Below are 18833 nucleotides of genomic sequence, written 5' to 3' on the forward strand. Positions count from 1 at the left end.
TGTCCCATGACCCGCATCGCTGTGGCCCTGTTCGCAACCGCGCCCTTCCTCTTCGCCCAGGCGCCGCCCCTGGTCCTGCCGGTGGCCAGCCCCCGGGCCCAGGTGCAGCAGCGGGTGGGGCTGACGGACATCGAGGTGACCTACCACCGCCCGGCCGTGAAGGGCCGCAAGGTGTGGGGCGGGCTGGTGCCCTACGGCAAGGTCTGGCGGGCCGGGGCTGACGAGAACACTGTCATCGCCTTCGACACGCCCATCCGCGTGGGCGGCACCACGCTGCCCGCGGGGCGCTACGGCCTCCACATGCTGCCCACGGCCACCACCTGGACTGTGATGTTCAGCAGCCAGTCCCAGGGCTGGGGCAGCTACAGCTACGACGCGAAGGAGGACGTGGCCAAGGTGACGGTGACGCCCGTGCCCGCCGAAGCCACGGAGCGGCTGGCCTATACCTTCGACGATCCCTCCGACAAGGGCGTCACCCTTTCCCTGCGCTGGGAGCAGCTGCGGGTGCCCATCCCCATCGAGGTGGATACGAAGGCGGTGGTGGTGGCCAGCCTGCGGAACCAGGTGCGGGGCCTGGGGCAGTTCTTCCCCGAGACCTGGAGTGCCGCCGCGGGCTGGTGCGCTCGCAACGACACGAACCTGGACGAGGCCCTGGCCTGGGTGGACCGCTCCCTGGCCATGAAGGAGACCTACGCTGGTCTGCGCACCAAGGCCGCCCTGCTGGAGAAGAAGGGCGACGCCAAGGGCGCCGAGACGCTGCGGGCCAGGGCCCTGACCGTGGCCACCGAGGTCGAGGTCAACCAGGCGGGCTACGGGCTGCTGGGCCAGAACAAGATCGATGAGGCCATCGTCCTCTTCCAGCGCAACGTGAAGGAGCACCCGGATTCCTGGAACACCTACGACAGCCTGGCCGAGGCGTACGGTCTCAAGGGTGACAAGGCCCAGGCCGCAGCCAATTACAGGAAGGCCCTCGACAAGGTGAAGGCCGAGGACCAGCGCGCCCGCATTCAGGAGGAGCTGGCCAAGCTGAAGTAGGGTTCAGGCGCTTGGCACCAGGCGATCGAGGCGCAGGGCCACGACCTCGCCGGCCCGCAGGGAGGTGATGAGGTGCCCGGCGAAGAGACCTGGCGGATCACTGTCCTCCCTCACGGCGGCCAGGGCAGTGGCGCCGCTGGTACCCAGCAGGAAGGTGCGGTCCACCAGGCTGTGGACCGCGCACCGGGACTCGCCGCCCCGGAGGGCATGGCTCGCTTCGCAGCCGAGGACTTCGCAGAGGGGCCTGCCCAGGAGGGCCACCCAATCCGTGTGGAGGAGGTCGCAGGCGGGCTGGTTGGCCGCCCGGATGCGAACCTCCTGATCCACCACCACCGCCGGGTGGGACACTTCTTCAATCCAGGCCAGGACCTCGGTGCCCTGCTGGCGCTCGAAGGCCAGGAGGCAAGTGGGGCACAGCCCGTGGGTGGCTGCGGCCTCGACCCCACCCAGGGGGATGGGCGCAGGCAGCTGGCACCAGGCACACAAATGCGTCATGCGGAACCTTTCGGGCACGGGAAGGGAGCTCCACCCGAAGCGAAGGCGCCACCGGAAAACCCGGGGGCGCCTTCGCGCGGGGATGGGGCTGCGGGCTACTTCACCGGGAAGGCGTTGGCGAAGGCCTGGGTGAAGAAGACGACGTCCCAGTCGCCGCCGCCGGCCACGCGGGCGAAGGGGTTGGGCGTGTCGAAGTAGGCGCCCTCCTTGTACCAGCTCATGGCGGTAGCGCCGAGATCGACGGCATCCATGTCCCCGTCGGTGTCGCAGTCCAGATCCATCAGCAGCATCTGGGCCCTGGCGAACTGGCTGGGATCGACCTGGCTGGTGGCCTTCACGCTCAGGAGTTCAAAGTAGTAGGTCCAGTCCGGCGTGGTCCAGGTGCCATCAGCCTTGATGGTGCCGGCCGGGGCGTAGCCCTCCCACTTCGGGGTGGTGAAGGTCAGGGCCTTGTTGGCAGTGTTCACCACGTTGGCCACGATCTGCACGTTGGTGCGGGTGGGGAAGACCTGGACCTTCTTCAGGACGCCGGAGGGGGAGGCATTGGCATCGAGCCAGCTCCCTGCGCCGTTGACCACGGGGAAGGACACACCCACGCGGGGAGCCTGACCGGGGGCCAGGCCCACGTTCACGGCGGACCAGGCCTTGGTCACGGCCAGGGACTCGGGGCAGTCGGCGCCATTACCGTAGAGCTCCTTGGCGGAGAGGATCGAGGCATCCCGGGCCGCCATGAAGTCGGCATCGGGGACCAGGTGCTCGGTGAGCGTCTTGTACCAGATGCGGGCGGCCTTGTCGTTGCCGATGCCCGCGAGCCCCGGCGGGTAGTAGGGGCTGTAGGTGGTGCTGGCCGGTGTGCTGGAGGCGCCGCAGCTGAGGAAGTAGAAGAACCGGTTCAGGGGGCCGCTGCTGTAGTGGACGTCGATGAGTTCGATGCCGTCGAACCAGCAGTCGGCGCTGGCGCCATCCAGACTGGGGCGGTACATGTAGCGCAGGGGCTCGGCGGTGCTCGGTCCCGAGTTGCGGCCCACCTCCCACTTGGTCAGGTCGCCTGTTGGGAAGTCGGGAATGGTGGCGCCCGCCGCCCCGCCGTCCGCATAGGCCTGCACCATCTTGCCGAAGATGTCCGAGTTGCCTTCGTTCAGGCCGCCGGACTCGCCGTCGTAGATGAGGTTGGCCGAGTATTCCGTGACGCCGTGGCTCAGCTCATGGCCGGTGATGTCGAGCTCGGTGAGGGCCTTGAAGCCCACATAAGGGGCTCCTGGAGCACCGTAGCTGCCATCGCCGAAGACCATGCCGAAGTACCAGGGGGCCCAGTAGGCGTTGTCGGAGTAGGGCACGACGCCGGCGCTTCCGTAGCTCATGTTGTGGACGGCGCCGAAGGTCGAGGAGCCCAGGTCGTCGATGCCGTTCCGGCCGAAGACATTCTTGTAGAAGTCCCAGGTGGTGCTCAGGCCGTAGTGGGCATCCACCGCGGTGGTCTCCCCATCGGGGGAGAGGGTGCCCTGGAGCCAGGCCGACATGCCGTCCGGACTGTATTCGATGAGGGAGCCGGCCCACCAGTGCGACCAGTCCCACCAGTCCCAGGTGGCGTTGAAGTCGTAGGGGAAGGGCATGAGCTGGCCGCTGCCCCACTGGTTGGTGGCATGGCCGGTGTAGGGATTGATGTTGAAGTTGCCGGTGTTCAGGTCGATGGAGCCGTAGGCGAGGGTGAGGCCGGTCCAGTTGACGCCCTGCGCCATGGCGAAGGGATTGGGCAGGCTGCCGCGGTCCTTGGCGATGAGGGCGTAGGTGCCGTCCCCGGCCTGGGTGGTGGAGAGGGGCACCGTGCCGCGGTAGTAGCTGGCGCCGGTTCCCTGGGCCGGGGCATCTCCCTGGAGGGCGTTCCACTTGCGCAGGATGGCGCCGGTGCCGGCGTCGATGATGTAGCACATCTCCTGGTGGCCGTCCTGCTTATTGGTCAGGAGGGTGCGCACTTCGTAGGCCAGCACATAGGCATCGGCGGGCGCCTTGGTCCAGATGCTCATCTGCTTGTCCCAGACCTCCTGGTGCCGGATGGGGTCCATCCGGGTGGCCAGGCCGCCGGTGAACCGGGTGGGGAAGACCACCTGCTCCACCTTGGGGGACTGGGGCATGGCGCCCTTGGGGGCGAGGTTCTTCAGGGCGATGGCCTTCGCCTCGTCCGCGCTCAGGCGGGCGGTGGCGCTGGCGAGGGCCACCTGGGGCTTGAGGCCCTGGGTGAGCGTCCGCACCTGGCCGTCGGGCTCTACGTGGGCGATGGCCTCGCCGGCCCACACGCGATGGCCTTCATGGGTCTGGTGGAAGCGGACGATGGTGCGGCCCTGGGCGTTGGTGGAGGCATGGTGGGGCTGGAAGCCGGCCGAGGGGCCGAGGTTGAGCTGGCCGGCCAGCTGGGTGAGACTGGCCTGGGCCAGGGCGGTCCGGGTGGGCTGCTGGGCCTTGGCCGCCGCGAGCTGGGCGGGCGTGAGGGTCGGGCTGGCCGCGCCCAGGGGCGCGGCGCCGGCGGCCAGGGCGAGCACCAGGGCCGGCACCGGACGCATGAAGGATCGAAGCATGGGAACTCCTTGGGTCTCGGGAAGCGGTCAGTGGGCGGTCAGGGTGCCGACGGCGATGGAGATGTCCGTCATGCGCATCTTCTTGTCGAGGGTCCAGGCGTCGTCGGTGACGGCGCCGATGTCCTCGGGGATGACCTTGGCCTTGGGGATGCTGAGGCTGAGAGTGGTCCCCGTGCTCAGGGCCGCCGTGGCGTCGAACTGCAGGGCGATCTGGCAGAGGGTGGCGCCGGAATCCTGGGCGGGCTGGTCGCGATCCTTCTGGTAGATGCCGACGGACAGCAGGTTGCCCTTCTTGACGCCACCAGTGATGGCGAGGGGCTCGCTGGGGTCGGTGGAGCCCGCCGCCGTCAGCTGGTAGACGCCGGAATCCAGGATGGGAAGCCCGTTGCTGAAGGCCGCGAACTTCACGCCGGCCGGGGCCTGGAGGTTGAAGCCCACACCGCGGGTCTTGAGTCCGGCGGGGCCCACGAGGTTCAGCACGATCTTCGTCGTGGTGGAGGAGGCGTCCTTGACCAGGCGCCAGCCGGTGCCGGCCGGGTCGGTGTAGACCAGGCCGGAGGCGGCAGGAGCCGGGGCGGGGGCGGGAGCCGGGGCGGCCGTGTGGGAACCGCCGCCGCAGGCGAGGCCGAGGGCGAGCGCGAGGCCAGGGACGAGGGCAGCGGAGAACAGGGAAAGGGATCGGGTTCGCATGGGATTCCTCACTTGACCCACCAGGTGGCTCGCATGGCGTCGGCGAAGGCGGCGATGTCGCCATCGTCGATCAGGGTGGCTTCGAACATGGAATGGGACGGGTTCAGGACCTTGCCCAGGTACCAGGAGAAGGCGATGGGACCCAGGTCCAGGGCGTCCTGTTCGCCGTCCTGGTCAGTGTCCATGTGGATGAGGAAGGCCTTGCCTTCGGCGAACTGGTTGGGATCCGCCTTGCTGGTGGCCGTGATGTGGTACCAGCCCAGCTCGTAGGGCGTGGTCCAGCTGCCGTCGGCGTTGATCACACCGCCCTTGGCATGGCTGGACCCGTTGTAGAGGGAGGGGCCGCCCAGGCTCCAGGTGACCGCCGTGTTCGCGTTGTTCAGCACGGTGATCCGGGGGACGACCCGCTCCCCGACGGGCAGGAACTGGGACCGGTTCCACCCGGTGTCCACGAAGTGGGTGCGGGAGATGTAGTCGTTGTTCCGCCAGTCGGCGAAGAGCACCTGGGTGCGGGAGGTCTCGGCGTAGTTGAGGCCCACGTTGGCCGCGCCGAAGGCGTTCTCCACCGCGTGGGAAACGAGGCTGTTCATGCCCCAGCCGCCGGCCCATTCGCCGTAGAGCTGGAGCGCAGCCTCGATGGCCGCCTTGCGGGCATCCATGAAGGTGACGGAGCCCGTGCCGCCGCTGTAGAGCAGCTCCGTGACGGCCTTGAACCAGATGCGGGCAGTCTTCTCGTTGCCGATGCCCTTCATGCCCTGGGGCAGGTAGGGGCTGTAGTCAGGGTCGCCGGGGGTGGCGGAGGCGCCGTGGGCCAGAAAGTAGAGGGCCCGGTTCAGCACGCCGGCGGAGTAGTGGCCGTCCATGTAGTGGACGCCGTCGTACCAGCCGTCGACGCTGCGCTGGTCCAGGCTGGGCTTGTCCAGGTAGCGGATCGGGGTGCCGTGACCCACCCCGGCACCGATCTTCCAATCCGTGCCCGAGTCGGGGATGGTGCTTCCCCCGTCTCCGGTGACGTAGGCTTTGGCCATCTGGGAGAAGAAGTCGGAGGTGGCCTCGTTCAGGCCCGCCTCCTCGTACCCGGCCGAGTTCACGAACTTGACCGTGTGGGAGGTGACTCCGTGGGTCATTTCGTGGGCGATCACGTCGAACTCGGTGAAGGCCCCGAAACCCGTGGGGGTGCCGGTGCCCAGGTTGATGGACATGTTGGAGGGATCCCAGTAGGCGTTGTTCCGGTACCAGTCGCCGGTCATGCCCACCTTGGCGTAGACGGTGGTCCCCTTTCCGTCCATGCCGTTCAGGGAGAACACGTTGTTGTAGAAGTCCCAGGTCCGGGTCAGGGCATACATGGCATCCACGCCCATGCTCTGGCCGTTGGCGCCGCCCTCCTGGCCGTACGCGGTGAACGGCAGGCCGTCGCCCCAGTTGTTCGTCAGGTTCCCCTGGAAGAGGAAGGAGGACCAGGTGTTGTTGCCAGCGGCGTCGTTCTGCTGGTACCAGACCTGCAACCCGGTGGGACTCCAGCCTGAGCCGTCGTCCGCATACCATTGCAGCTCGGGGTTGGGCAGGGCGCCCCGGGTGGGGTCGAACAGGGCGTAGGTGCCGTCCAGCATCTGGCTGGTGGGGATGGAGACCGTGCCGTTGTACTGGCCCTTGCCGGTACCGGTACTGGGTGCCACGGCCTGCCGTTCGAGCTGGTCGTTGATGCGGAGGATCTTCCCGGTGCGTGCATCGATGAAGTAGGTCAGCTGCTTGGGGCCGTCCTCAGGGTTGTCAAGGCGGGTCTGCACCTCGTAGGCCCAGACGTAGGGGGAGGCGAGCCTGGCGTGGACCGAGTGCTTGCGGTCCAGCAGCGTCTTCCCGGTCTCGGAATCCACGGTGGTCGCGAGGCCCCCGAGGAACTTCGCGGGGAAGAGCACGCGCTCGACCCGGGGGACCCCCTTCATGGGGCCCTTGGCGTCCAGGTGCCGGAGAGCGATGGCGGTGGCGGTGCGCTCGGAGAGCGTGGGCTCGCCGGCCACCTGGATGCCCGAAAGGACCTTCCCAGTGTGGACCTGGACGGCACCGCCCAGGGGCACCTTGGCGATGGCCTGGCTGCCCAGCACGCGATGGCCCTCGAAGGTGTGGTCAAGGCGGACGACGGTCTCGCCCTCGGCGTTGGTGAACGTGTGGACCGGGGTGAAGGCTTCCCGTTCGCCGAGGCCGAGGCTGGTCCGCTGGGCCATGAGGTGGTCCTGGGCCAGCGCCGCGCGCCTGGGCTGCTGCGCCAGGTGGTAGGTCCGCGCGGAGGGGGACATGGGCTGGGCGCCAGCCAGGGACGCGCCCACGGCCAGGGTGAAGACCAGCGCCGTCAGCGGGCGTCGGAACGAGCCGGGCATGGAGACTCCTTTGAGGGATGGAAGGGTTGGACGCTCAGTTGCCACGCAGCACCCCCACGGCGATGGTCATGTCCTGCATCACGGATTTCTGGACCATCTCCAGGGTCGGGTCACCGTTGAAGGCGCCGATGTCCCCGGGGATGTGCTTGGCCTTGGTGATGGCGAGGGCGATGACGTCGCCCACCTTCAGGGCCGCCGAGGCGTCGTACTCCAGGGCGATCTGGCAGAGCGGGTGTCCGGAATCCTTGGCCGTGGCCCGGCGGTCCTTCTGGAAGATGCCCACCGTGAGCACGTTGCCGGCCTTGACGCCGCCGGCCAGGAGCCGCGGCTCCAGGGGATCCGACCCCACGGCCACGGACCCGTCATAGGGGTAGGGATCCGTGTTCCAGAGGTTGTAGACGCCCAGGTCCTTGATGGGGAAGGTGGTCTCGGTGAAGTCGCCGAACTTGATGGCAGCCGGGGCCTTCAGGTTGAAGCCGGCCCCGCGGGTCAGCAGGCCGGAGGGACCCACCAGGTTCAGCAGCAGGCGGGTGGGTGTGGAGGCGGGATCCTTGACCAGGCGCCAGCCGGTGCCGGCGGGATCGGTGTAGGCCAGTCCCGTGGCCGCAGCCGGCGGGGTGGGCGCAGGGGTCGTGTGGCTCGCCCCGCCACAAGCCAAGGCGAGGCTGAGCAGCAACCCCGGGATCAGAAAGCCGAGCTTTCGCATGATGGTCCTCTTGGAAGGGGCCCCGGCGGATTCAGACGATCCAGGGGCGAAGGGTGAAGTTGGGGAAGGACGGGGGGGGGATCTAGCTCACGGCCCGGCGATTCCGACCCAGGAAGCCCTGGGGGGAGAAAGCCGAGTCCGCCGCGATGAAGCGGAAGCCTGCGGGGGCGGTGAGGACGCTGGTGGCCCCCAGGAGGATGCGGAAGGCCTCGGAGTCCAGGTGGGCTTCCAGGTGGGCCAGGTCCTTCCAGACCACAAAGATGAAGAATTCCGGGCCGCCCGAGGCCTCCTGGCCGATGGTGCACTCCAGGCAGCCGGATTGCTGCTGGATGTCGTGCTTCAGGCTCTGGAGCGTCTGCAGGAATTCCTCCTGCTTCTCGGGGCGGGCGGTCAGAAGGGCGCTCATGACCTTCACGCTGGACTTGGGGCTGGGTCTCATGGGCCGGGTTTTCCTCTCGGTGGGTCCTTTCTCAGCGCAAGGCTGGTGCCAGGGGGACCCCGGGCGATGACCGGATTCCAATTCTTCTTTTGATTGGTGTTCGAAGCATGGAATGAGCGGCATCGGCCCGGCTCAAGGCTCGAAAGGCCCACGGAATTCCGTGGGCCACGGCATATCGTGGTGAAACCGGCCCACGAAACGGCCCCCACGATGCTCGGTCCGGAGCGTTCCGGGGATCGGGGCGTTCAGTCCTCTCGGCGCTCGATCCCGAGCTTCTGCATCCGGGACCTCAGGGTGCTGGGAGCCAGTCCCAGGATGTCCGCCGCGCCCTTGGCACCCTCCACCTTCCAGCTGGTGGCGTCCAGGACCTTGATGATGTGATCCCGCTCCACCTCGACCAAGCCGGGGAGGAGGCCGGACCCCACCGGGCCGGAGGGGGCGGGCCCCAGGCGGTCCGGCAGGCGCAGCATGGGCCCCTCGGAGACCAGCACTGCCTGCTCGATGAGGTTCTGGAGCTCGCGGACGTTGCCGGGCCAGCCGTAGGCCTGGAGGGCCTGGACCACGGAGCGGGGCAGGTCCAGGGGGCTGCGGCCCAGCTTCTGGCAGAACCGGTCCAGGAAGAACTGGGCCAGCATGGGGATGTCCTCCTTGCGCTGGCGGAGGGGGGGCACCGAGATGGGGAAGACATTGAGGCGGTACCAGAGGTCTTCGCGGAAGCGGCCCTTGGCCACCTCCTTGGCCAGGTCCCGGTTGGTGGCCGCCACCACCCGCACGTCGGCCTGCAGGGTGCGCGTGCCACCCACCCGCTGGTACTGGCCGTCCTGGAGCACCCGGAGCAGCTTGGCCTGCACATCCGGGGAGAGCTCGCCCACTTCATCCAGGAAGAGGGTGGCCCCGTCCGCCAGCTCGAAGCGGCCCTTCCGCAGGGCCTGGGCCCCGGTGAAGGCCCCCCGCTCGTGACCGAACAGCTCACTTTCGGCCAGGCCCGGGGGCAGGGCGGCGCAGTTGACCTTGACCAGGGCGCGGTCCTTGCGCGGACCGAGGTTGTGGATGGCCTCGGCCACCAGTTCCTTGCCCGTGCCCGTCTCGCCCTGGATGAGCACGGTGGTTTCCGAAGGCGCCACCTGCCGGATGCGAAAGAGCAGGTACTTCATGGGGTCGCTCTGGCCCACCAGCTCACTGGAGCCCTCCACGGCCTGGATCTTCTCCCGGTAGTAGGTGTTCTCCGCCTCGAGCTGGTCCTTGAGGACCCCGATCTCCTGGTAGGCCTGCTTCAGCTCCAGCTCGCCCTGCTTGCGGCCCGTGATGTCGCGGATGCTGCCCCGGGTGCCGGCGGAGTGCCCGCCTTCCAGGCGCACGGGGTTGTTGGTCTGCTCCACCCAGCGGATCTCGCCGGCCTGGTTCCGGATCCGGTATTCGAGGGAGGCGGGTTCCTTGGCGGCCAGGGCCTCGGCCTGGTGCGCGTTCCAGACCGGGCGGTCCTCCTCCAGCACCAGCTCGGCGAGAAGGGATGGATCAGCCCGGAAGGCTTCCGGCGCGAAGCCGCTCACCCGGGCGCAGGCCGGAGACAGATAGTCGAAGCCGCCGTCGGGTCGCTGCCAGAACTCCCAGTCGTGGGTGAAGTCCGCCACGGTGCGGTAGCGCGTTTCCGCATCGGCCAGCTCCCGCTCGATGCGCTTCCTCCGCCGCAGCTGGATGACCAGCAGGGTCACCAGCAGGGTCTCGACGAGGATGATGCCCAGGCCCAGGCTGATCTCCTTCCAGTAGGCATCCCACAGGCTCGGCTTTCGGAACCGGAAGATGCTCCCCTGCGGCAGGTGGCGTTCCCTGACGTGCCAGCGCTCCACCTGCCGCCAGTCGAACATCGGGACCATGCCCGCGTCGGCCAGGACGGGGATGCTGGCGGCGGATTCCCCGCCCAGGACTCGCAGGCCGAGCTCCGAGGAGATCTTCCCGGAGAGCTCCATGCTCAGGAGGATGCCGCCGAGGATTCCGTCCCCGAGGTCCTCCGAGATCAGGCCGAACACCGGGCGCCGGCTGGCCGCGCTGATACGCCGGAGGGGATCGTTGGTGGAGAAATCCCTGCCCGCCGTATCCCGCAGCAGGCTGGCGAACAGCACGAGCTCATCGGGAGGGAGCTGGCTGACCTTGGCCTCGATCTGCTCCAGGGAGAGGTCGTTGGTGTAGAGGAACTCAAGGCGGCCCGCGAAGCGCGGGAACACGATCTGCTGGCCCAGCTCGGCCTGGTCCCGCTCGTATTCGCTGGCGCCCAGGATGACGTGGACCCGGCGCGTCTGAGGGTACAGGGAGAGCATCAGGTCCACGGTCTTCGGCGCGTTGTTCGCGGTCAGGACGCCCGTGAGGTTCGGGCGCTCGGCCCGGGCGGATTCCACGCGCCGCCTGCCCACGTAGCAGGTGACGATCGGCACCTCCGGGAGAAACTTGCGGGTCATCACGAAGTCCAGGGCCGTGGAGCCGACCACGATCAGGAGGTCCACCTTCCGGCGGCCGTATTTCTCGTGGTACAGGGTCAGCAGGCTGTTCTCGTAGGCCGGCCCGGAGAAGCGGTCGAGTCCCGTGTACTCGCTGTAGACGTCCACGGGCACGGGCGAGCCCTTCACCAGGCCCTCCGTGATGGCCACGCTCAGCTCATGGGCGCCCGGCAGGTCCTGGGGGATGGCGTACAGGGCCACCACGGTCTTCCGGGGCCCCTTGACCGCATCCTTCCGCTCCGGCGCAGCGCCGGCCGGAAGCAGGATCAGCGCGACCAGGGCAAGCCGGCGCGCCCAGCCGGCGAGGCGTGAGGGACAGCATGAGGAGGGCATGGCTCGATGGTAGCCGAGGCTTTCCCGGGGAATGGAAGGGCCGGGAGCGGCAGGCCCTGTTTCTGGGGCGGCTTGCTAGGATGCCTGCATGCCCTCCATGGACTCGAGGCCGCGCCCAAGGCTGACGACTGCGTTGGCGGCAGCGGTGTTCCTGATCTCCGGGTGCGCGCGTCCCCCGCGGCCCCTGCCGGAGCGCCCGGTGGCGAGACCGCCGGTCCAGAAGGCCCTGCCGCGCCTCGGCTTCACCCTGCAGGCGGGGGCCTTCGCCAAGGTGGAGAACGCGGCGCGCTTCTCGGAATCGCTCCAGGCCCAGGGGCTGGAGGCGGCCTACTACGCCTCGGGCGATGGCCTCTACCGGGTGCGCTTCGGTGACTTTGCCACCCGAGAGAAGGCCCGGTCCCGGGGCGAGGCCCTGAAGGCCGCCGGCGTCATCGAGGCCTTCTGGGTGGTGGCTCCGGACGGTTCGGCGCCGGGGGCCGGCGGTCCGGTCCGCCTCCGCCCGCCGGATGAGCGGGGCCTCCGGGCCAGCCTGGTGGAATCCGCCCGGGGCTACCTGGGCGTGCCCTATCTCTTTGGTGGCACCACCGAGCGGGGCTTCGACTGCAGCGGCCTCACCGGCGCCGTCTATCGCCTGAATGGCCTGCGCCTGCCGCGCTCCTCCCAGGCCCAGTTCGACGCGGGCAGCCCCGTGGACCTTGACTCGGCCCGGCCGGGGGATCTCCTTTTCTTCGCCACGGCGGGTGGTAGCCAGGTGAGCCACGTGGGGATGTACCTGGGGCAGGGGGCCTTCATCCACGCGGCCCGCTCGGGGCAGGGCATCCGCCAGGACGACCTGTCGGACCGGTACTACCGCAAGACCTTCCTGGGGGCCCGGAGCTACTTCTAGGCCCAAACCAGATGGCGCCGTTGACGCGTAGTGAAACGAGACTCATATTCAGTTTCTTGTTCCGCGCCCACAGCAGGAATCAGGCACCGGGAGGTGTTCCATGGCCACCTATTCCTATGTGGAATGCCTTGAGCGGTCCTACAAGGTCAACTGGAAAATCAAGGATGTGCTGGGGAACCTGGATTTCGACCTGGGCCGCCCTTGGCTTCCCGCGGGGCTTTCCGGGGCCGGGGACATTTTCTGCCTGGATGCGGAGGAGAAACGGAAGCTGACCCACGTGGAAATGGGGGCCTACGCCCACCTGTTCGGCTTTGTGGAAGCCTTCATCGCACCCCAGATGCTGAACCTGGCACGGAGTTCGAGCCGCGAGAATGTGGGGGCCTTCGAGGCGCTCACCAACTTCGCCTCGGAGGAGGTCAAACACATGCACCTCTTCCGGGAGATCCGGCGGAGGGTGGACGAGAAGCTGGGCTTTCCGCTTGAGCTGCTGGAAGGGCAGAACGAAGTCGCCGCCAATGTCCTCAGCAAGCACAAGGGCGCCGTGCTGCTCCTGACGAGCGCCATCGAATGGCTCACCCAGCGTCACTACATCAGTGCCATGCGGGATTCCGACGAGCTGGACCCCCTGACCAAGGAGGTCTTCCGCAGCCACTGGATGGAGGAGGCCCAGCATGCCCAGCTGGATCACCTGGAGGCCGTGGGGCTCTTCAAGTCGATGGAGGATGCGGAGCGTGACACGGTCATTGAGGATCTGATCTGGCTCCTGGCCGCGGTTGACGGGTTGCTCCAGCAACAGGTGGGTCATGACGTGGTCAACGTGGCGAGGTACCTCGGCCGGGTCTTCACTCCGGCCGAACGGCAGGAGGTACGCCAGGGTCTGCTGAGGGCGAAGCGCCACTGCTTCATCGAAAGCGGGGTCACGCATCCCAACTTCCTGGAACTCTTCCTTTCGGTGACCACCCCCGATCAGCAGGCCCGGGTGCAAGGGGCCCTGGGGCTCGTCCTGCGGAAGCATGTGGGTCATTGAATCGAGGGCTCTTGGCCCATTGAGGAACTTTTTGCGATGAAACCGTGATTTTTAAAAATATATTTTAAGAAAGACCCTACACTGTGAGTTGCCCGTCTGTTGTACGGGCAGAAAAAAGCGCTGCTGCCTCGCCTGGAAGGGACATCGCATTCATATCCAGGACGAAGAAAGCAGGAAAAATCATGGCTCAAGGCACCGTCAAGTGGTTCAACGCCGAAAAGGGTTTCGGCTTCATCACCCCCGATGAGGGTGGTGCGGACCTGTTCGTGCATCACTCCGCGATCGAGACCACGGGTTTCCGTACCCTGGACGAGAATCAGCGCGTCAGCTTCAACGTGGGACAGGGCCAGAAGGGCCCCCAGGCGACCAACGTCACCAAGATCTAGTCCCTACCGTTCAACTAAAAACGGCCTCCTTCGGGAGGCCGTTTTTTTTGGCATCCCTTTGGCGGTAGTCCCCTTGTCCCGGCCGCTGGCTGGGCGAGAGGTGCCCAATGGACCCTGGATACTATGTCGCCGCTGGCAGCCTGAAGGCCCGTGCCTTCCAGCTGGAAGTGGTGGCCAACAACCTGGCGAACGCGGCCACGGTGGGCTACAAGCCCGACCAGGCCTTCTTCGCCGTGTTCAACAAGGCGGCCGGTAGCGGACGGAAGCTGCCCCTGAGCGGCTACCTCAATGATGGTGTGGTCTTCGCCGAGACCGGCGTGATCACCGAGCAGGGCAACCTGCGGGCCACGGGGCGACCCCTGGACCTGGCCATCGAAGGCAATGCCTTCCTGACCGTCCAGACCCCCGCCGGCATCCGGGTCACCCGGGATGGCCGCGTGCAGATGGGTCAGGACGGACAGCTGCAGGCAGCCGATGGCAGTCCCTTACTCGGCAAAAATGGCCAACCCATCAGGGTGGACCCCAAGAACGGCATCATCTCGGTGACGGTGGACGGGACGGTCTCCCAGAAGGAACAGGTGCTGGGCCAGCTGGACCTGAAGGCCTACGAGAAGCCCGGGGCCCTGAAGCGGGCCGGGGCCCTGCGGTTCGATCCCACGGGCGCCACCGAGGCGCCGGTGAAGGGGACCGTGACCCAGGGCCACCTCGAGCAGAGCGCCGTGGACTCGGCCTCCACCATGGTCGAGATGATCCGTCTGAACCGGCTCTACGAGATGAGCCTGAAGGTGGCTTCGACCCTCACGAATGATCTGGATTCCCGTTCCATCAACGACGTGGCCATCAGCCGCTAGCCCTCAATCCTCAGTCTTCAGTGCATTTGATCCGGAGGTTCCCATGATGCGTGCAATGTGGTCGGCAGCGGCGGGCATGAATGTCCAGCAGTTCAACATGGACACCATCTCCAACAACCTGGCGAACGTGAACACCACGGGCTTCAAGAAGGCCCGGGCCGAGTTCCAGGATCTGCTCTACCAGACGGTGAACCTGGCCGGCTCCAGCTCCAGCACCAGCACCACCATCCCCGCGGGCATCCAGCTGGGCCATGGCGCCAAGCTGCAGAGCCTCATGCGGCAGTACAGCACCGGCAACATGCGGCAGACCACCAACCGCTTCGACATGGCCATCGAGGGCGACGGCTTCTTCCGCGTGACGACGCCGGACGGCACCCTCGCCTACACCCGTGACGGCAGCTTCACCACGGATCAGAACGGCGCCCTGGTGAACTCGGCGGGCTACCTGCTGGATCCCCAGATCACCATCCCCCAGGACACCCTGAGCGTGACCATCGCGCCGGACGGCACCGTCAGCGTCACCCAGACCGGCCAGACCCAGCCGCAGCAGGTGGGCCAGATCACCATCTCGCACTTCGTGAACCCCACGGGCCTGAACCAGCTGGGCCGCAACCTGATGCAGCCCACCCTGGCCAGCGGTGAGGCCATCGACGGCACGCCCGGCACGGATGGCCTGGGCACCATCAACCAGGGCTTCCTGGAAGTCTCCAACGTGGACGTGGCCGAGGAGATGGTGAACATGATCATCGGCCAGCGGGCCTACGAGGCGAACTCGAAGACCATCCAGACCGTGGACAACATGCTCAGCCTCGTGAACAACCTCAAGCGGTAGCCCGATGCGCGCCGCCTGGCTGTTCCTCCTCCCGCTGGCCCTCTCCGCCCAGGCCCCCCTGCCGCCCGCCGAGCGGCTGGCCGACGCGGCCCTGGCCTTCGCCAAGGTCGAGGCCGCCAAGCTGGGTGGCGAGCACAGCTTCAAGGTGGCCCAGCCGCCCCGCGTGCCGACGACCCGGCCCGGCAACCTCAGCTTCGAAGCCTCCCACCTGAGCAAGCGGGAGCCCGTGGGCCACTTCTTCGTGGTGGTGGCGATCAAGGTGGATGGCGACCGGGTGGGCATGACCCGGGTGGACCTGGATGGCAGCTGGGTGGGGTCGGTCCTGCGCGCCAAGGGCGACCTGGCCCGGCAGACCGAGCTGACCGCAGAGCAGGTTGAGCCCAGCCCCTTCGAGGGCGTGCCGCCCGAAGGCGCCCTCACGGAGATCCCCGAGGGCCAGCGCCTCATGCGCTCGGTGCCGTCGGGCAGGATCCTGACCCGGGGTGACCTCGAGGCCATTCCCCTGGTCCAGTCCGGGGACAAGGTCCGTCTGACCGCGACCCACGAGACCCTGACCATCTGCCTGGACACCACGGCCCGCAGCCGGGCCGGCCGGGGCGACCGCGTGCGCCTCGAGGCCCCGGGTGCCCGCCGCCAGGTGACGGCCGTGGTCACCGGGCCCGGCGAGGCGCGGCTGCAATAGCGACGCTTCTCACAGGATCTTCCCTTGGCCGGACAGGGATTCGGCCGTATTCTGGTCCCTTGCGCAAGGAGGAGCCCATGGCTCACGAGGGTCACGAACACGGACCGGACTGCAACCACGATCACGACGATTCCTTCGAAATCGAAGTCGTTGAGCTCGAAGACGAGAACGGCGAGAAAGAGGAATTCGCGATCCTGGAGGAGCTCGAGTTCGAGGGCCGCAACTTCGCCATTCTCGCGCCCCTGGCCGAGCTGCAGGCCCAGGAAGAGGGCACCGCAGATCCCGAGGAGGGCCTGAGCCTGGAGATCTTCGAGGTCAAGGACGACATGTTCACGCCCCTCGACGACGAGGAGCTGGCCGAGCGCCTCATGAAGCACCTCGACGAGCAGGAAGCCAAGCTCAAGGCCGAGGAAGAGAAGGACTGAGCCCTTTTCCCCGTGCTGAAGAAGGCCCCCGGACGGGGGCCTTCATTTTGTCGGTGCCGGCTTCAGAGCCTGCCCTGGAAGAGGGAGAAGACGGCGCCTTGGGGGTCCACCAGGACGGCGAAGCGCCCCACGTCGGGGATGTCCCGCGGGGGCACCCGGATGGTGGCGCCCAGGGCCTGGGCCCGCGCGGTCCGCTCATCGACGTCCTTGACCATGAAGTAGACCATCCAGTGCGAGGGGATCTCCTTCCAGCCAGGGCCCCAGTGCTCGTTGATCTCCATCATGCCGCCGAAGTGGGAGCCCTCGAGCACCCACTCGTAGTAGGGCATGGCGGGATCGGAGGGGGGCTGGGCGGTCCAGCCGAAGAGGCGCGTGTAGAAGGACTGGGCCGCCTTCGCGTCCTTGGTGGCCAGCTCGGTCCAGCAGAGGGCGCCGGGTTCCCCGTAAACGGAGGCGCCCTTGTGATTCTTCGGCTGCCAGAGCGCGAAGACCGCCCCCGCGGGATCCTGGAGCATGGCCATCCGGCCCTCCTCCATCACGTCGAAGGGGCCCACGAGGACCTGGGCGCCGAGCTCCTTCGCCCTGGCGGCGCTGGCGTCGACGCTGGTGACGGAGACGTAGGACAGCCAGTTGGGGGGGACGCCATGCTTGCGCTGCTCCTCGCCCTGGGCGCACAGGCCCGCAGCCTGGCGCTCGCCTGAGGTGAAGATGGCGTAGGTGCCCATGGAGGTGGGGACTTCCTGGACGCGCCAGTCGAGCAGGTCCCCGTAGAAGGCCTGGGCGGCCTTGAGATCGGTGGTCGACAGTTCGGGCCAGCAGAACGTTCCAATCGCGGGAAGGGTGGCTTGGGCCATGGTGACCTCCGGAAGTGGACCGGCAGATTAAAAGATCGAATCATGAGTATCAATCAATATTATTTACAATTTGAGGACCCTGGGCCGCCGGCCTTCCGCCCTTCTCCAGCAGCCATGGCACCAGGTCCTGGGCCAGCCACTTCAGGCTCTTGTAGGGGATCCCGTCGGAGGCCGCCTGGAAGCTGACCAGTGTCTGCTCGACCAGGGCCAGGGTCTCCCCGGTGGCTGCGTCCAGCACGCGGAGCTGGAGGACGCCCTCGGATCTCGTGGCCAGGCCCAGGGTCATCGCCCCGGCCATGGCGGTGCCGAACTTTCTCGGGTCGGTCTGGTAGAGGCGGACCACCCGGCCCTCCAGGCGGAGACCGCCGACCTGCCGGCTGATCCCGAACCCACGGTCCCCGTGCCAGGCCAGGGCGCCGAAGAGCCAGGCCGGGGCCCGCAGACCGATGAAGGAGGCGAGCATCCGGTCGTGTCCGTCGGCCCCGGCACCGAGGTCCGCCGCGTCCCAGTCGGCCACGTGCAGGGTGCGTCCGGCCAGACTGAGTCTGGGGCTCACCCAGGCCTTGTCCACGGCTCCTGCGACGGATTGGAGCCGGTCCAGGCCCTCCCAGGCCACGCCTGGCTGCACCGGAGGAACGGGTACCGGCGCGGTGGGGGGCGCCGCCATCAGGGCCTGCAGGTGGTTGCCAAGGCGCTCGGCCACGGCACCGGCGGGGTTCGTGCTGAGGGGAGGCAGAAACTCATAGCGGGCCACCACCCGGCCCGTGGCCGCCTCGGTCACCCAGGCCCGGTATCGGGGTTTCAGGAACCGTGGGGCCGTGAAGACCTGGCCGTCGAGCAGGTGGGTGGGATCTCCGCCATCCAGCCGGGCCAGGCCCCCGCGGGTCAGCCGGTCCAGGATGGCTTGCCCCGTCTGGGTGGCCAGGCTGGCCCCGAGGCCGCCCGTCCAGACCTTCCACAGGCCCCCGGTGTCCGTGTCCGCCGTCCAGCCGCGGACCACCAGGCCTCCCGGGGGCAGCTGCAAGCCGGGTGTGGTCCAGATCCGGCTCCGGTCCTCCAGGACCTGGCTGTCCGGAGGCATGTCCCAGGCCTGGGGCGGCGGCAGCCCGGCCATCTCCCGGAGCGGCCGCTCCAGGGCCGTGAACCAGGTGGCGGCGCTGCCGCCGACCGAGCGGTGGTGCGAGGCCAGCAGGGTCTGGCCCGTGCGCACATCCACCACCTTGAAGTCCCAGGTCTGGGTGGGCAGGCCTGCCATGGGTCCCAGCGTGGCCGAGCTGCCCTGCCGAATGTGCCGCGCCTCCACCAGGCGCCCCACGGCGTGGTACGGGGTCTCCTGCGGGGTGGCGGCCAGCCGCAGGTCCCCCATGGCTTTCAGGCGGGTCCGGATGAGTCCCTGGATCGCCTCGGCAACTTCACCGCCCCGGGCGTAGTCCAGGACGTCCCCGGTGGACAGGAACCGCGGTTCCTCCCAGGGGACGAGGTACAGCATGGGCGCCTCCCAGCGGACCCCGGTCCGAGCCCAGAGGAAGTCCGCCCGCCAGTCGTGCGTCCAGGGCGGGCCCTGGCCGAACCAGGCCGGATCCAACAACCCGTGGTCCAGGCGGTCCCCGGTTCCGGGCCCCGGCTGCGTCGCTGGGGAAAACACCTGCGCGGGGCAGGGGAGCACCGACATCCACACGCAGCCGAGGACCAGGAGCCATCTGCGCATCCGGCATCTCCCATGAGGGGTGGCCAATGACTCCATGATAGGCC

Annotated in this window: 17 protein-coding genes; 8 read left to right on the forward strand and 9 right to left on the reverse strand. The window is 68.0% G+C overall.

What is annotated here, in order from left to right; translation table 11 throughout:
• Positions 1–6: 6 nt before the first annotated feature.
• Positions 7–1035, forward strand: coding sequence for a DUF2911 domain-containing protein (locus QOZ81_RS05945; RefSeq protein ID WP_291200149.1), 1029 nt, complete (start codon positions 7–9; stop codon positions 1033–1035).
• A 3-nt stretch (positions 1036–1038) separates the two neighbouring features.
• Here QOZ81_RS05945 and QOZ81_RS05950 read toward each other — a convergent pair whose 3' ends face one another.
• The 7 genes from QOZ81_RS05950 to QOZ81_RS05980 form a co-directional block, all read right to left on the reverse strand.
• Positions 1039–1548, reverse strand: coding sequence for a hypothetical protein (locus QOZ81_RS05950; protein WP_291200146.1), 510 nt, complete (start codon positions 1546–1548; stop codon positions 1039–1041).
• Positions 1549–1625: 77 nt separating this feature from the next.
• Entirely contained in the window at positions 1626–4103 is a 2478-nt protein-coding gene (locus QOZ81_RS05955; protein WP_291200143.1) for a M4 family metallopeptidase, read from the reverse strand.
• A gap of 27 nt (positions 4104–4130) precedes the next feature.
• Positions 4131–4793 carry a hypothetical protein gene (locus QOZ81_RS05960; RefSeq protein WP_291200140.1) on the reverse strand — a complete coding sequence of 221 codons (663 nt, stop codon included), beginning with the start codon at positions 4791–4793 and terminating at the stop codon, positions 4131–4133.
• 8 nt (positions 4794–4801) lie between these two features.
• Positions 4802–7168, reverse strand: a complete 2367-nt coding sequence (locus tag QOZ81_RS05965) for a M4 family metallopeptidase (protein WP_291200137.1) — start codon at positions 7166–7168, stop codon at positions 4802–4804.
• A gap of 34 nt (positions 7169–7202) precedes the next feature.
• Entirely contained in the window at positions 7203–7874 is a 672-nt protein-coding gene (locus QOZ81_RS05970) for a hypothetical protein (protein WP_291200134.1), read from the reverse strand.
• Positions 7875–7956: 82 nt separating this feature from the next.
• Positions 7957–8313 carry an antibiotic biosynthesis monooxygenase family protein gene (locus QOZ81_RS05975; RefSeq protein WP_291200131.1) on the reverse strand — a complete coding sequence of 119 codons (357 nt, stop codon included), beginning with the start codon at positions 8311–8313 and terminating at the stop codon, positions 7957–7959.
• A gap of 245 nt (positions 8314–8558) precedes the next feature.
• Positions 8559–11138, reverse strand: coding sequence for a sigma 54-interacting transcriptional regulator (locus tag QOZ81_RS05980; RefSeq protein WP_291200128.1), 2580 nt, complete (start codon positions 11136–11138; stop codon positions 8559–8561).
• A gap of 199 nt (positions 11139–11337) precedes the next feature.
• Here QOZ81_RS05980 and QOZ81_RS05985 point away from each other — a divergent pair, with 199 nt between their 5' ends.
• From QOZ81_RS05985 to QOZ81_RS06015, 7 genes are all read left to right on the forward strand, one after another.
• A complete protein-coding gene (locus QOZ81_RS05985) occupies positions 11338–12024 on the forward strand; it encodes a C40 family peptidase (protein WP_291200125.1) in 687 nt (228 codons plus the stop codon).
• A gap of 100 nt (positions 12025–12124) precedes the next feature.
• A complete protein-coding gene (locus tag QOZ81_RS05990; protein ID WP_291200123.1) occupies positions 12125–13051 on the forward strand; it encodes a diiron oxygenase in 927 nt (308 codons plus the stop codon).
• Between the two features lie 182 nt (positions 13052–13233).
• Positions 13234–13437 carry a cold-shock protein gene (locus tag QOZ81_RS05995; protein WP_285576980.1) on the forward strand — a complete coding sequence of 68 codons (204 nt, stop codon included), beginning with the start codon at positions 13234–13236 and terminating at the stop codon, positions 13435–13437.
• Between the two features lie 107 nt (positions 13438–13544).
• On the forward strand, positions 13545–14288 hold the full coding sequence (locus QOZ81_RS06000; RefSeq protein ID WP_291200116.1) for a flagellar hook-basal body protein: 744 nt from the start codon (positions 13545–13547) through the stop codon (positions 14286–14288).
• 43 nt (positions 14289–14331) lie between these two features.
• A complete protein-coding gene (gene flgG, locus QOZ81_RS06005) occupies positions 14332–15120 on the forward strand; it encodes a flagellar basal-body rod protein FlgG (protein WP_291200113.1) in 789 nt (262 codons plus the stop codon).
• Positions 15121–15124: 4 nt separating this feature from the next.
• Complete coding sequence (flgA, locus tag QOZ81_RS06010; protein ID WP_291200111.1) at positions 15125–15802, forward strand: flagellar basal body P-ring formation chaperone FlgA; 678 nt, start codon at positions 15125–15127, stop codon at positions 15800–15802.
• A 77-nt stretch (positions 15803–15879) separates the two neighbouring features.
• Positions 15880–16227 (forward strand): DUF1292 domain-containing protein, encoded by a 348-nt coding sequence (locus QOZ81_RS06015; RefSeq protein WP_291200108.1) that lies wholly within the window; start codon positions 15880–15882, stop codon positions 16225–16227.
• Between the two features lie 62 nt (positions 16228–16289).
• Here the strand turns inward: QOZ81_RS06015 and QOZ81_RS06020 are convergent, their stop codons facing one another.
• Both QOZ81_RS06020 and QOZ81_RS06025 read right to left on the reverse strand, forming a co-directional pair.
• On the reverse strand, positions 16290–17081 hold the full coding sequence (locus tag QOZ81_RS06020) for a VOC family protein (protein WP_291200105.1): 792 nt from the start codon (positions 17079–17081) through the stop codon (positions 16290–16292).
• A 49-nt stretch (positions 17082–17130) separates the two neighbouring features.
• The gene (locus QOZ81_RS06025; RefSeq protein WP_300715360.1) at positions 17131–18789 is read right to left on the reverse strand and encodes a hypothetical protein; all 1659 of its coding nucleotides are present in this window, start codon (positions 18787–18789) and stop codon (positions 17131–17133) included.
• Positions 18790–18833 lie beyond the last annotated feature (44 nt).

Origin of the sequence: Geothrix sp. (assembly GCF_030219325.1) — a bacterium.
In the GTDB taxonomy this organism is placed as follows: domain Bacteria; phylum Acidobacteriota; class Holophagae; order Holophagales; family Holophagaceae; genus Geothrix.